This is a genomic window from Devosia sp. (assembly GCF_028290435.1).
Classification (GTDB): domain Bacteria; phylum Pseudomonadota; class Alphaproteobacteria; order Rhizobiales; family Devosiaceae; genus Devosia.
On the sequence record NZ_JAQGJV010000074.1, the window covers coordinates 156,694 to 169,567 of the forward strand.

At 62.8% G+C, this 12,874-nt stretch carries 14 protein-coding genes; 7 read left to right on the plus strand and 7 right to left on the minus strand.

The genetic code is table 11. From position 1 onward, the window contains the following. Positions 1-6: 6 nt before the first annotated feature. On the minus strand, positions 7-1,023 hold the full coding sequence (locus tag JWP26_RS16090) for a cation diffusion facilitator family transporter (RefSeq protein WP_299729895.1): 1,017 nt from the start codon (positions 1,021-1,023) through the stop codon (positions 7-9). Positions 1,024-1,183: 160 nt separating this feature from the next. Here JWP26_RS16090 and JWP26_RS16095 point away from each other — a divergent pair, with 160 nt between their 5' ends. Continuing rightward, on the plus strand, positions 1,184-1,540 hold the full coding sequence (locus tag JWP26_RS16095; protein ID WP_299729897.1) for a DUF305 domain-containing protein: 357 nt from the start codon (positions 1,184-1,186) through the stop codon (positions 1,538-1,540). A gap of 88 nt (positions 1,541-1,628) precedes the next feature. On the opposite strand, the gene JWP26_RS16100 is transcribed toward JWP26_RS16095, so the two are convergent. Continuing rightward, positions 1,629-2,657, minus strand: coding sequence for a LacI family DNA-binding transcriptional regulator (locus tag JWP26_RS16100; protein WP_299729900.1), 1,029 nt, complete (start codon positions 2,655-2,657; stop codon positions 1,629-1,631). Positions 2,658-2,879: 222 nt separating this feature from the next. Here JWP26_RS16100 and JWP26_RS16105 point away from each other — a divergent pair, with 222 nt between their 5' ends. The 3 genes from JWP26_RS16105 to JWP26_RS16115 are packed head-to-tail and all read left to right on the plus strand — an operon-like array spanning position 2,880 to position 6,408. After that, positions 2,880-4,421 carry a sugar ABC transporter ATP-binding protein gene (locus JWP26_RS16105; RefSeq protein WP_299729903.1) on the plus strand — a complete coding sequence of 514 codons (1,542 nt, stop codon included), beginning with the start codon at positions 2,880-2,882 and terminating at the stop codon, positions 4,419-4,421. Further along, positions 4,402-5,406 carry an ABC transporter permease gene (locus tag JWP26_RS16110; protein WP_299729906.1) on the plus strand — a complete coding sequence of 335 codons (1,005 nt, stop codon included), beginning with the start codon at positions 4,402-4,404 and terminating at the stop codon, positions 5,404-5,406. The genes JWP26_RS16105 and JWP26_RS16110 overlap by 20 nt, the downstream gene beginning before the upstream one ends. Positions 5,407-5,457: 51 nt before the next feature. Next, entirely contained in the window at positions 5,458-6,408 is a 951-nt protein-coding gene (locus JWP26_RS16115; protein ID WP_299729909.1) for a substrate-binding domain-containing protein, read from the plus strand. Positions 6,409-6,643: 235 nt separating this feature from the next. Here JWP26_RS16115 and JWP26_RS16120 read toward each other — a convergent pair whose 3' ends face one another. From JWP26_RS16120 to JWP26_RS16130, 3 genes are read right to left on the minus strand one after another with little or no spacing between them, the layout of a single operon-like run. After that, on the minus strand, positions 6,644-6,844 hold the full coding sequence (locus JWP26_RS16120) for a heavy-metal-associated domain-containing protein (protein WP_299729912.1): 201 nt from the start codon (positions 6,842-6,844) through the stop codon (positions 6,644-6,646). Position 6,845: 1 nt separating this feature from the next. Then, positions 6,846-7,256, minus strand: a complete 411-nt coding sequence (cueR, locus tag JWP26_RS16125; protein ID WP_299729915.1) for a Cu(I)-responsive transcriptional regulator — start codon at positions 7,254-7,256, stop codon at positions 6,846-6,848. Then, positions 7,253-9,514, minus strand: a complete 2,262-nt coding sequence (locus tag JWP26_RS16130) for a heavy metal translocating P-type ATPase (protein ID WP_299729918.1) — start codon at positions 9,512-9,514, stop codon at positions 7,253-7,255. Before JWP26_RS16130 ends, cueR begins: the two co-directional genes overlap by 4 nt. Before the next feature lie 195 nt (positions 9,515-9,709). Here JWP26_RS16130 and JWP26_RS16135 point away from each other — a divergent pair, with 195 nt between their 5' ends. Beyond that, positions 9,710-9,850 carry a DUF1127 domain-containing protein gene (locus JWP26_RS16135; protein ID WP_299729921.1) on the plus strand — a complete coding sequence of 47 codons (141 nt, stop codon included), beginning with the start codon at positions 9,710-9,712 and terminating at the stop codon, positions 9,848-9,850. Between the two features lie 204 nt (positions 9,851-10,054). Next, a complete protein-coding gene (locus JWP26_RS16140; RefSeq protein ID WP_299729924.1) occupies positions 10,055-10,201 on the plus strand; it encodes a DUF1127 domain-containing protein in 147 nt (48 codons plus the stop codon). Between the two features lie 62 nt (positions 10,202-10,263). On the opposite strand, the gene ybaK is transcribed toward JWP26_RS16140, so the two are convergent. Next, entirely contained in the window at positions 10,264-10,737 is a 474-nt protein-coding gene (gene ybaK, locus JWP26_RS16145) for a Cys-tRNA(Pro) deacylase (RefSeq protein WP_299729927.1), read from the minus strand. 353 nt (positions 10,738-11,090) lie between these two features. Here ybaK and JWP26_RS16150 point away from each other — a divergent pair, with 353 nt between their 5' ends. Next, positions 11,091-11,990: a LysR substrate-binding domain-containing protein gene (locus JWP26_RS16150; protein ID WP_299729930.1), complete on the plus strand. Its 900-nt coding sequence runs from the start codon at positions 11,091-11,093 to the stop codon at positions 11,988-11,990. Here JWP26_RS16150 and JWP26_RS16155 read toward each other — a convergent pair whose 3' ends face one another. Beyond that, on the minus strand, positions 11,991-12,869 hold the full coding sequence (locus JWP26_RS16155; RefSeq protein ID WP_299729933.1) for a LysR family transcriptional regulator: 879 nt from the start codon (positions 12,867-12,869) through the stop codon (positions 11,991-11,993). Positions 12,870-12,874 lie beyond the last annotated feature (5 nt).

Below are 12,874 nucleotides of genomic sequence, written 5' to 3' on the forward strand. Positions count from 1 at the left end.
ATTATGTCAATGCGAATGCGCGTGAACCGGCTGTGTCGCCTGGGGCAGGGGACATGTGCCAACCGAACCGCGCCAGTCGATTTCCACTGTCGCGTGGCCGATGGCATAGCGCTCGGCCAACACCGCCTTGACCCGCTCGGTCGTGGCCGCCGCGTCGGCACCGTCGGCGAGCGACAGTTCCAGCGTCGCCGCCGGTTTGCCCGAGGTGATCGACCAGATATGCATGTGAGAAATGGCCTTGACGCCCTCCACCGATGACAGCGCACCCCGCACCTCATCGATCACCACATTGCCCGGCACCCCCTCCATAAGGATATTGAGCGAACTCTTGAGCAGCGACCAGCCGCTGCGCAAAATCAGCGCCGAGAGCAGCACCGACAGGATCGGATCGATCGGCGTCCAGCCGGTAAACCAGATCACGATCGCTGCGCCAATGGCCGCGACCGAGCCCAGCATATCGCCGACCACATGCAGCATGGCGCCCTTGATATTGATGTGCTCCTTGTCGCCCCGCGTCAGGATGAAAAACACCAATCCGTTGACGATGAGCCCCGCAACCGCGACCGCCAGCATGGGCCCGGCCAGGATATGACCCTCGCCCGACAGCAGCCGCATCGCCGCCTCGTAGACGATCCACACCGTTAGCCCCAGCAGCGCCAGCGCGTTGACAAACCCCGCCACCACCTCGAACCGCAGATACCCGAAGGTGCGTTTGCCGTCCGAAGCCCGCCGCCCCAGCCGAAACCCGGTCCAGGCCAGCGCAAGCGCTGCAGCATCGGTCAGCATGTGCCCGGCATCGGCAATCAGCGCCAGCGAGCCCGACATGGCGCCGCCGATGATTTCGACCACCATGAACCCTGCCGTCAGCACCAGCCCGGCCAGCACCACTTTTTCGTTGGTGCTGCTGACGGCAGGCGCGTGGCTATGCCCTTCATGGCCATGATCGTGGCCAGCGTGATCATCCCCGGCATGGTCGTGCCCAGAATGGTCATGCTCGTGGGCGCTATGGTCGTGAGCGGTCATGGTCGATCCGTGTTGCTTCGTGACATATGAATACACGTTCATATGATTTGTTCAACCCACGCACTGTTCTGCCGCGAAAAACTCTGATGCGCCTGCGGGCTTGACCTTCCCATGGGTCAACACCGCACAACCGCCGCACCATCCTAAAAGGAGAACGCCCATGAAACCCTTGCTGCTCGCATCCGCTCTCATCCTGGCCCTCGTTCTGCCCGTCGCCGCGCAGGAAATGAAAATGGATCACGGCGCCATGGCCACCGACAGCGCCGCGACCAAGGCCTACAAGGCCGCCAACATGGACATGCATTCCGCCATGGAGATCGACTATTCCGGCGACGCCGATATCGATTTCGTCCGCGGCATGATTCCCCACCACCAGGGCGCCATCGCCATGGCCAAGGTCGTGCTGGAGCACGGCACCGATCCCGAGATCAAGAAACTGGCGCAAGAGATCATCACCGCCCAGGAAAGTGAAATCGCCTGGATGCAGGACTGGCTGACCAAGCACCCGGCGCCTTAAGCCGGACATTCCCACGGCCACGCTCCCCCACCCACGCCGTCATTCCCGCGGACGCGGGAATGACGGCGCAATGGAGCAGCACAGAATATTACCGCTCATACCCCGGCCGGCTCACTGAATTCCGCACGATCAGTTCCGCCCGCAGCAACACTTCCGGCTCCTTCGGCGGCTTGCCTTCCAGCAGCGCCAACAGCAGGTCCATCGCCTTCTCGCCGATTTTCAGCCGCGGCTGCTTCATCGTCGTCAACGCCGGGGTCACGAAGCTGGCGAAGGAAATATCGTCGAACCCCATGATCGAAAAATCACGCGGCAGGTCATACTTGCGCGTGTTCAGCGAGATGATCACCCCAAGCGCCGTTGCGTCGTTGACACAGAGGAACGCGCTCGGCAGCACATCGCGCACGAACATATGCTCGGCAGCCGCGCGCCCGCTCTCCGTCGTGCCGTCCCCATCCAGGATCATGCGTGGATCGACCTCGATCCGGGCCGCCTGCAACGCCGCGCGATAACCCTGTTCGCGCAGCATGTTGACCGCCTTGCTGGTCGAGTGGCCGATAAAGGCGATGCGGCGGTGGCCCTGCGAAATCAGGTGCTCCGCGGCCACCCGCGAACCCTCGAAGTTGTCCACCCCAACGAACGGCACGTCCGCATTGGCCACCGGCTCGTTGACCGCCACCATCGCCGGCAGCCGCGCTTCGCCACCCTCCTGGCCGAAGCCATAGGGTAGGTGCCCGGTGAACAGGATCAACCCGTCGGCCTGGTTGGAACTGATGAAGCGCAGATAGTCGGTCTCGCGGGTCGGATCGTTCTGCGTATTGCCGATCAGCACCCCATAGCCGCGCTTGCTGGCCTCGGTTTCGAGCCCGACGAGGATATTGGAAAAATTTGGGTCGCCCACGTCGGGCGCGAGAATCAGGATCATGTTGCTGCGGCGCATCCGCAGCGAGCGCGCCATCGCGTTGGTGGTGTAGCCAGTCTTGGCGACCGCCTCCGTCACCTTGCGGCGCGTGGCGTCGGCCACCTTGGTCGGCTCGTTGATAGCCCGGCTGACCGTGGCGATCGACACGCCGGCCAGCGCCGCGACATCCTCGATGGTGGCCAGTTTCTGGTGCTGCACGCTGCGCTCCACCCCGCGCGGTCTCGTGTCGGGGTTGGGGCACCCATCGCGGCGCGAGCCTCTTAGCAGGCCCTTTGAACCGCGCGACATCAATTGTGCGAGGCTTATACAGATTTGCATCTATGTAAACCTTTACATGATTCATGAAAACCTTTACATCGGTGATCACGGGACGAATGAGCAGGCGCCAAGCCAGCCGCGTCAGGGGAGGGGTTCAGGTCAATGGCGAGCAGTGTCGGCGAAAGCGCGCCTATAATTTTGGCCGCCAGCCGCGTCAGCAAATCCTTCGGCGAAATCCCGGTACTGTTCAGCATTGATTTCGATATTCGCCCCGGCGAAGTTCATGCCGTCATTGGCGAAAATGGCGCCGGCAAGTCGACGCTGATCAAGATTCTGTCCGGCCTCGAACAGCCCACTTCGGGCTCAATCATCTACGATGGCCAGACCGTCGTGCTGCCGCCCAATGGCGCCGCCGAAGCCATGGGCATCGTCCTCATCCACCAGGAAATGAACCTGGCCGAACACCTGACGGTGGCAGACTCGATCTTTCTCGGCCGCGAACTCAAGAAATTCGGTTTTCTCGACGTCCGCGAGATGCGCAAGCGCGCCGCTGCCGTCATGGAAACGCTGCACGTCCATGTCGATCCCGATGCGCGCATCAACACGCTCTCGGTCGCCGACAAGCAGATGGTGGAAATCGCCAAGGCCATCAGTCGCGATGCTCGCGTGCTGATTATGGATGAGCCGACAGCCGTGCTCTCCGTCGGCGAAACCCAGACGCTGTTCGAGCAGATCCGCCGCCTCACCGCGCGCGGCGTCGCGGTGATCTTCATCTCGCACAAGCTCAACGAAATCATGGAACTGGCCCAGCGCGTCACCGTGCTGCGCGACGGCCAGTTGATCGCCACCGTGGGTACCGAGGCCCTAACGCCCGACTCCATCGCCCAGATGATGGTGGGCCGCGAACTGTCCAACCTCTATCCGCCCAAGCACGAGCCCGATGTCGATGCGCCCGCCGTCCTCACCGTGCGCAATCTCAGCGCAGCCGGCGTCAGCGATGTCTACTTCGACCTGCGCCGCGGCGAAATCCTCGGCTTTGCCGGGCTGATCGGCTCCGGCCGCACGGCCGTGGCCGAAGCCATAGTGGGCCTGACCCACCGCACCGGCGGCGATATCACGCTCGACGGCAAGCCGGTCGACTTTACCCGCGTGGTACAGTCCGTCGATGCCGGCCTCGCCTACATGACCAAGGACCGCAAGGGTAAGGGCCTGCTGCTCAATATGGGCCTGCGTCCCAACCTGACCCTACTCACAGTCAAAAAACATCTCCGCGCCGGCTTCCTCGACAGCGCCAGCGAAACCCGAGCGCTGGAGCGCGCGGTGCGCCGTTTCGACATCCGTGCGCGTGATGCCTCCGTCGCCGTCGGCCGCCTGTCGGGCGGCAATCAGCAGAAGCTGATGCTGGGCAAGACCATGGAGAGCGAGCCCGACATCATCATCATGGATGAGCCGACGCGCGGCATCGATGTCGGCACCAAGCAGCAGATTTATCACATCATCGCGGCGCTCGCCGCCGAAGGTAAATCGATCATCCTCATCTCCTCGGAGCTGCAGGAAGTGATCGGCCTCAGTCATCGCGTGGTGGTCATGCGCGGAGGGCGCGTGGCCGGCGTTCTCGAAGGCGCCGAAATCACCGAATCCGAAATCATGCGGTACGCCGCGGGCATCAAGCAGAGTGGAAACGATGAGCGCATCAGCGCCTGATACAGCGGCAAAGCCCCGGCGTGGCTTCCGCATCGATTTGAAAACAGCCGGCCCGCTGCTGGCGCTGGCTCTGCTGGTGCTGCTCGGCATTACGCTCAACGAGAATTTCCTGAGCTACAGCAATCTTACCAACGTGCTGGCGCGCTCGTCCTTCATCGGCATCATCGCCATCGGCGCGACTTTCGTCATCACCGCCGGCGGGCTCGATCTGTCTGTCGGCTCCATGGCGGCGGTTATTGCCGGCGTCATGATCATGGTGATGAACTGGCTGATCCCCACCATGGGCATCGGCTGGGGCGTGGTCCTCGCCGGCATGTTGGCGGGCATCCTGCTCGGCGGCGTCGCGGGCGTTTTCAACGGCTTGATGATTACGCGCGGCCGCATCGAAGCCTTTATCGTCACGCTGGGCACCATGGGCATCTTCCGCTCGCTGGTCACCTTCCTCGCCAATGGCGGCACGCTGTCGCTCAATTTCAACGTCGCCGACGTCTACCGCCCCGTCTATTACGATGGCGTGCTGGGCGTGCCGTGGCCGATCATCGTCTTCGCCGTCGTGGCGATTGCCGGCGAAATCGTCATGCGCCGCACCGCCTTCGGCCGCTATTGCGCCGCTATCGGCTCCAGCGAGCAGGTTGCCCGCTATTCCTCGATCAATGTCGATAACGTGCGCCTCCTGACCTACATCCTGCAGGGCGTGCTCGTCGGCGTCGCCGTGCTGCTCTATGTGCCGCGCCTCGGCTCGGCCTCAAGCACCACCGGCGTGCTCTGGGAACTCGAAGCCATTGCCGGCGTCATCATCGGCGGCACCACCCTCAAGGGCGGCTATGGCCGCATCTGGGGCACCGTGGTTGGCGTCGTCATCCTCGGTCTCATCGGCAATATCCTCAACCTGCAAAGCCTGATCAGCCCCTACCTCAATGGGGCGTTCCAAGGCGTCATCATCATTCTCGCCGTGCTGCTGCAACGCGAACGCCTCACCAGCTAGGCGACTAACAATTTACATCGCCCAACAATGGGCACTTACGGGAGGACTGCAATGAAACTGGCAAAAACTCTATTGGCGGCGGCGGTTGTCGTCGGCAGCCTCGGCGGCATCGCCGTGGCACAGGACAAGGTCGTGATCGGCGTTTCCGTACCGGCAGCCGACCACGGCTGGACTGGCGGCGTGAACTACTTCGCCCAGCAGGCGATCGATCGCCTCAAGGTGACCTATCCGAACGCCGAATTCGTCTTCGCTTCGGCCCCTGATGCGCCCAAGCAGATCGCCGATATCGAAGACATGGTCGCCACCCGCGGCATCGATGCGCTCGTCATCCTGCCCGGCGATCCGGACGCGATGACCTCGGCGATCAAGCAGGTCAAAGACGCTGGCAAGTTCGTCACCGTCGTCGATCGCCAGCTCTCGATCAATGGCGTGGAAAACCTCTATGTCGCCGGTGACAATCCGGGCCTCGGCGCCAATGCCGCTGCCTACTTCAAGGAAGCGCTGCCGGATGGCGGCAACATCGTCATCCTGCGCGGCTTGCCGATCCCGATCGATCAGCAGCGCTTCGACGGCTTCATGGCCGGCATCAAGGACACCAATCTGAAGGTGCTGGACGACGAATTCGCCAACTGGAACCGCGATGACGGCTTCAAGGTGATGCAGGACTTCCTGACGCGCTTCCCCGATATCAAGGGCGTGTGGACGCAGGACGACGACATCTCCCTGGGCGCCATCGAAGCCATCAAGCAGGCTGGCCGTGAGAACGACATGTTCGTCGTGGGCGGCGCCGGCATGCAGCAGATCATCCAGGCCGTTGCCGCTGGCGACAAGCTGACTCCCGTCGACGTCAGCTACAGCCCGGCCATGATCGCCACGGCTATCGAGTTGACCACTGCGCACCTTGTCAGCGGTGTCCAGGTTTCGGGCCGCTACGTCCTCGACTCGACCCTGATCACCAAGGACAATGCAGCCGGTTTCCTCGACGCCTCCAGCCCATTCTGATCGGGCAGGATCAGAGTACGGAAAGGGCGCCTTGGGGCGCCCTTTCTTTTTGTGGGGAAGTCCATCGACCGATCGTGCCAGCGAAACACCCCCTCCCAGCCTCCCCCATCAAGGGGGAGGTGTCTGCCGGTGGGTTGAATTGGATCGAGCCCCAAGAGTGGAGAGAAACCTCCCCCTTGATGGGGGAGGTAGGAGGGGGTGACCTCAGCGAACTCGGAGGTCGGGTCCGCCCAACCTAAACCGCTTCCGGCGTATACCCCGCCTCGCGAATAGCCTCCGCGCCCTTGTCCGCATCCCCCACGAACTCCGCCCTATGCGTCGCCAAATCCACCGAAACCGCTGCCCCTGGAAACGCCTCTTCCAGCGCCCGCTTCACCGTCCCGACGCAATGACCACACGTCATGTCGTTCACTGCAAAAACCGTCTTTTCACTCATCTCAATGTCCTTTCGTCTTGATTGTTTCGCCCGCCAGATCATCCAAGATCGGGCAATTCGGCCGCTCGTCGCCACCGCAGCAATTGGCCAGGTGTTTCAGCGTCTTCACCATGCTTTGCAGCTCGACGATCTTGGTTTCCAGCGCCCCGATGTGACCGGTGGCGATGGATTTGACCTCGGCGCTGGCGCGCTCCTTGTCCTGCCACAGCCCCAGCAGCGTCGCCGTTTCCTCGACCGAAAACCCCAGCGTTCGGGCCCGTTTTACGAAGCGCAGCGTGTGCACCTCATCACTGCTATAAACCCGGTAATTGCTTTCCGTGCGTAGCGGCGCGCGGATCAGCCCGATGGATTCGTAATAGCGGATCATCTTGGCCGACACGCCCGTGGCGCTCGAGGCCTCTCCGATATTCATAGCTTTGCTCCTTTCACACCGCGCAGGCGTTGCGCATTGCCGACCACGAAGACGCTCGACAGCGCCATCGCCCCGGCCCCGATCATCGGCGACAGCAGCACGCCGAAAGCCGGGAACAACACCCCCGCCGCGACCGGGATCAACACCACATTGTAGCCAAACGCCCAGAACAGGTTTTCCCAGATGTTCTTCATGGTAGCCCGGCTCACCGCGATGGCGTCGAGCACACCCTTGAGGTCGCCGCCGAGCAGCACCACGTCGGCGCTCTCGATAGCGGCATCCGTGCCGGTGCCCACCGCGATGCCGATATCGGCCGCCGCCAAAGCCGGCGCATCATTGATGCCGTCCCCGACATAAGCCACCTTCCGCCCACCTTGCCGCAGCGACGCCAGCGCCTCGATCTTGCCCGCCGGCAACACCTCCGCCCGCACCTCATCAATGCCCAACAACCGCGCGATCGCCTCGGCCGTCCGCCGATTGTCGCCCGAAATCATCGCCGTCTTGATGCCCTTGGCATGCAGCGCCGCGATCACCGCCTTGCTGGTTGGCTTGATGGTGTCGGCTACCACGATTGCAGCCGCCAGCTTGTCATCAATCACCGCAAACACCGGCGTCTTGCCCTCATCGGCCAGCTTCTGCGTTGCCGCATCGAAATCGGTGAAATCGAGATGAGCAAACTGCCGCTGCGCCCCGATGGCCACCAGCCGTCCGTCCACGCGGGCCTGCACACCGCGGCCCGGCACCGAATCGAACTCCGTCACCTCGCCCAACGTCAGCCCAGCCTTTTCCGCCGCCGCCACGATAGCCGCCCCGATAGGATGCTCCGACCGCGCCTCCACCGCCGCCACCAGCGCCAGCACTTCATCATGCTCGAAATCATCGTCGAGAATGATATCGGTCAGCTCCGGCGTGCCCTTGGTCAGCGTGCCGGTCTTGTCGAAGGCCACCACCGTCACGTCGCGCAACTGCTGCAGCGCTTGGCTCTTGCGGAACAGCACGCCCAGTTCCGCCGCCCGGCCAGTCCCGACCATGATCGAGGTCGGCGTCGCCAGCCCCATGGCACACGGGCAAGCGATGATCAGCACCGCGACCGCGTTGACCATGCCGAACACATAAGCCGGCTCCGGCCCCCAGATCGCCCAGACGCCAAAGGTCAGCACCGCCAGCGCAATCACCGCCGGCACGAACCACATTGTGATCTTGTCCACCGTGGCCTGGATCGGCAGCTTGCCGCCCTGCGCTTCCTCGACCATGCGGATGATCTGCGCCAGCATGGTATCCCCGCCCACCTTGGTGGCCCGGAAATTGAAGCTGCCCGACGTATTGAGCGTGCCGCCCACCACCAGAGCGCCGACGCCCTTGGAGACGGGCAGGGGCTCGCCTGAAATCATCGACTCATCGATATTGCTCTGCCCGTCGACAATCTCGCCATCGGTGGCGATCTTCTCGCCCGGCCGCACCACGATGATATCGCCGGCCACCACCTGCTCGATCGGCAGCTCGACCACTTGGCCAGTCCGCTGCACCTGCGCGGTCTTGGCCTGCTCGCGCACCAGCCTTTGAATAGCTTCGCCGGTGCGCCCCTTGGCCAGCGCCTCCAGCAACCGCCCAACCAGGATCAGCGTCACGATCACGGCGGCGGATTCGTAATAGACATACTGTGTCTGCGCCGGCAGCCATTGCGGCGCGAACGTCACCACCACCGAGAACAGGTAGGCCGCGCCGGCCCCCAGCGCGACCAGCGAGTTCATCTCTGGCGCCCCGCGCAACAGCGCCGGAATACCGATCTTGAAAAAGCGCCAGCCGGGCACGAACAGCACAATGCTGGCGAGCACGAAATAGGCGATATACAGCGCCTGCTGCGGCACCAGGCTCAGCAGTGCCATGTGGAAGTCCATGAAGAAGTGGCTGCCCATTTCCAGCACGAACAGCGGCAGCGTCAGCACCGCGGCGATGGTGACATCGCGCTTGAGCACGCCCGCGTCCTCGTCATGATGCTGGTGGCCGCCATGCATATGATGGCTGTGGTCGGTCTGCTTGCCACTATAGCCAGCCTTCTCGACCGCCTTGAGCAGCGCGTCCACATTGCTGGTATCGGCCAGGCGCACCGTGGCGCGCTCGGTCGCCAGGTTGACCGATGCCGATGTCACGGACGGTACCTTGAGCAGCGCCTTCTCGACGCGCGCCACGCAGGATGCGCAGGTCATGCCCTCGATATCGATGGAAATGGGTCGGGTCTGCAGTTCTGTATCAGTCATGATTTCACCTCGTCCCACAGCATATAGAGGTTCCCATCATGGGAAGGTCAAGGGCCGGAGCGAGGATACGCCAATTAACCGGATTAAGGGTGCGTTAACCTTCGAATATTGCATGGCTGTTGTGACATAACTCTATCTACCCGGTCGGCAATAACAGCCCTAGATATAGGCCACCAAACAGAAGGGGAATTTGAAATGAACATCCGCCAGAAACTTGCTCAGTTCGCTCAGTATCAGCAGACCGTCCGTGAGCTGAACGCTCTCGACAACCGCCAGCTCAACGATCTCGGCATCAGCCGCGTCGATATCAAGGCCGTTGCCCGCGCTGCTCGCTAAGCCGGACACTCTCTACCAAAGCTGAAGATGAAGGCGTCCATTCGGGCGCCTTTTGTCTTTTCTGGGACTCCGAAACCTGAATCCAGTGTGAACGTCCTGCCTCATTCTTGTGCGCCAAATGCATAATAGATGTGCATAGAGTCCATCTTCTAATCACGACCCCGCGGCCATAGATAAGGGCCATCAACCGAAGGGGAAATGAAAATGACCATCCGCCAACGCCTTGCACAATTCGCCCAGTATCAGCGCACGATGCGCGAGCTCAGCAATCTCGACAACCGCCAGCTCAATGACCTGGGTATCACCCGCGCCGACTTCAAGGCGATTGCTACCGGCAAGCTTGCTCAGTAATCGATCTGATTTCAGTGCCGTAGATGAAGGCGTCCATGCGGGCGCCTTTTGTCTTTCTGGGCTCAGCGAATGACGTCTGCGGGCTTCGCGTCCAGCGCCGCGATGGCGTCATCGGGCTTCATGCGCACCTGCAAGCCGCGCTGCCCGCCATTCATGAAAATCTCGTCCAGCAGCACCACGGTTTCTTCGATCACCGTAGGCACCTTGCGCTTCTGTCCGAACGGGCTGATGCCGCCCACCTTGTAGCCGGTCAGCCGCTCTGCATCGACGGGCTTCATCATCGCCGCATGCTTGCCGCCAACCGCGGCAGCGAGCTTTTTCATGTTCACTTCTTCGTCCGACGGCACCACTACACACACCGGCTTGCCGTCGACTTCGGCCATCAGCGTCTTGAACACCGCGCCGGGTTCCACTCCCATCGCCTCTGCCGCCTGCAAGCCGACGCGGTCGGCATCGGGGTCATACTCATAGGTGGCCAGCGCGAACGGCAGGCCGGTCTTGGTGATGGCGACGGTGGCGGGCGTGGTCTTGTGCATTGCCCATTTCTAGCCGATTGCACCCGGCGATCAAGCGCCGCCGCTACCAGCGGCGCTCGGTTAAAGTCAGTCGATCGATGCCAAGATCGCGCTGCAAACTCTCCGAAGCAAAGCGAAGATCGACTGTGGTCTGGCGCTGCCGGCGCGTCGGCCGCGTAGCCAGCCAGGCTCCCAGGCGGGCGAAGAGAGTGGGCTTGCACGGCTGGGCATGAGATGATGCGATCAAGGTCATAGCTCTAACGGCCCTTATGTCGGGCCGCCTCCTATCCATTCCGATGCACCAGATTTAGGCCTTTGCAGGCTGGTTATCCAATCGAAGCTCGATTACCATGCATAAGGAGAGGTTATGCATCATGAGCCAGTCGCTGCCGCCATTGACCGCCATCCGCGCCTTCGAGGCGACTGCGCGGCACCTCAGTTTCACCAAGGCCGCCGATGAGCTGGGCATGACCCAGGCCGCCGTCAGCTACCAGATCAAGTTGCTTGAGGAGCGCGTCGGCGCGCCGCTATTCCTGCGCAAACCGCGCCAGATCGCGCTCAGCGAGTTGGGGGCAAAACTGGGCCCCGAAGTCACCAGAGCCTTCGATACAATGCGCGAGGCCTTCGCCGATACGCGCGGCCGCGCCGATGGCACGCTCGCCATTTCCTCGGTGCCCATCTTTGCCAGCCACTGGCTGGCGCAGAATGTCGGCCTGTTCCAGGTCGATCATCCCGACATTGCGGTGCGTATCGAAAGCGACGTGCGGCTGACCGATTTTGCCGCTGACGAGATCGACGTGGTCATTCGCGGCACGCGCAAGATACTGCCCGGCTTGGTCGGCCATCTGCTGATCAAGGCCGACTTTACCCCCATGCTGAGCCCCGGCCTCGCCGCGACCATCGGCGGCATTCGCCAGCCGGCGGACCTGTTGAAACTGCCCTTCGTCAACAGCGGGGACGACTGGTTTGAGCTGTGGTTCGAACAGGCCGGTGTCAAGGATCGTACCGTGCCCCAACGGCCGATCAGCCTCCTCGGATCGCAGAACCTGGAGGCGGCGGCAGCCGTTGCGGGGCGCGGTATTGCCATGCTGTCTGCTGGGTTTTACCGCGATGAACTGGCCTCCGGGCGCCTCATCCAGCCCTTCGACCTGCTGGCCACCGATGGCCACGGCTATTATCTGGTCTACCCCGAGACTCGCCGCAACTCCCCCAAGATTCGCGCCTTCCGCGATTGGATCGTGGCGGCCACCGCGCCGTTGCGCGGGGAGGGCTGATTAAGCGAAAATCGCCCGCTCTCGCGCCACAACTTCGCTCAGGAATTCGGCCACGACAGCCACCCTGCGAATCATCCGCAAATCCTCGTGCACCACGGTCCAATAGCTGCGCTTGAGCGTGTGCTCGGGCAGCACCGGCACCAGCGCGTCATCGCCCCGCGCCATGAACCCGTGCAGGATGCCGATGCCCGCGCCCGCTCGCACCGCTTCGGTCTGCCCCATGGCCGACGACACGGCGATGCTGGAGCGCCAGCCCTTGAGGAACTCGGCGGTGTAGTCGAGCGATGCGGTGAACAACAAATCCTCCACATACCCCACCAGCCGATGGCGCCCCAGATCGGCCAGCGTTTCCGGCGCGCCATGCCGCGCCAGGTAATCCGTCGAAGCATAAAGCCCCAGCCGATAATCAGTTAGTTTGAGCGCCACCAGCCGCCCTTCGCTCGGTCGCTCCAGCGTCACCGCGATATCGGCCTCCCGCCGCGACAGCGAGAACGTGCGCGGCACCGGCACCAGTTCGATGCGCAGCCCCTGATGCCGCTCGACCAGTTCCCCAATGCGCGGCGCCAGAAACGCCACCCCGAACCCGTCCGGCGCCCCAACCCGCACAGTCCCCGCAATACCGCTATCCGCCCCCGCCGCCTCACGCGCCGCCAGCATCTCGCTTTCGATGCGCTCCGCATGGATGAGGAATTTCTCGCCTTCCGACGACAGGTCGCTGCCATTGGTCTTGCGCACGAACAGCCGCGCCCCCAGCGCCTCCTCCAGTGCTGTCAGCCGCCGCGCCACAGTGGCATGGTTGAGCGCCAGCGCCTTGGCGGCCCCCAGAATCTGCCCTTGCCGCGCCACGGCGAGGAAAATCCGCACATCGTCCCAATTCATTGCGC

Coding starts and splice junctions, on each gene's coding strand:
- JWP26_RS16090 (WP_299729895.1), bottom strand. CDS start 1,023: ATGACCGCTCACGACCATAGCGCCCACGAGCATGACCATTCTGGGCAC.
- JWP26_RS16095 (WP_299729897.1), top strand. CDS start 1,184: ATGAAACCCTTGCTGCTCGCATCCGCTCTCATCCTGGCCCTCGTTCTG.
- JWP26_RS16105 (WP_299729903.1), top strand. CDS start 2,880: ATGGCGAGCAGTGTCGGCGAAAGCGCGCCTATAATTTTGGCCGCCAGC.
- JWP26_RS16115 (WP_299729909.1), top strand. CDS start 5,458: ATGAAACTGGCAAAAACTCTATTGGCGGCGGCGGTTGTCGTCGGCAGC.
- JWP26_RS16150 (WP_299729930.1), top strand. CDS start 11,091: ATGAGCCAGTCGCTGCCGCCATTGACCGCCATCCGCGCCTTCGAGGCG.
- JWP26_RS16135 (WP_299729921.1), top strand. CDS start 9,710: ATGAACATCCGCCAGAAACTTGCTCAGTTCGCTCAGTATCAGCAGACC.
- JWP26_RS16130 (WP_299729918.1), bottom strand. CDS start 9,514: ATGACTGATACAGAACTGCAGACCCGACCCATTTCCATCGATATCGAG.
- ybaK (WP_299729927.1), bottom strand. CDS start 10,737: ATGCACAAGACCACGCCCGCCACCGTCGCCATCACCAAGACCGGCCTG.
- JWP26_RS16140 (WP_299729924.1), top strand. CDS start 10,055: ATGACCATCCGCCAACGCCTTGCACAATTCGCCCAGTATCAGCGCACG.
- cueR (WP_299729915.1), bottom strand. CDS start 7,256: ATGAATATCGGAGAGGCCTCGAGCGCCACGGGCGTGTCGGCCAAGATG.
- JWP26_RS16110 (WP_299729906.1), top strand. CDS start 4,402: ATGAGCGCATCAGCGCCTGATACAGCGGCAAAGCCCCGGCGTGGCTTC.
- JWP26_RS16120 (WP_299729912.1), bottom strand. CDS start 6,844: ATGAGTGAAAAGACGGTTTTTGCAGTGAACGACATGACGTGTGGTCAT.
- JWP26_RS16155 (WP_299729933.1), bottom strand. CDS start 12,869: ATGAATTGGGACGATGTGCGGATTTTCCTCGCCGTGGCGCGGCAAGGG.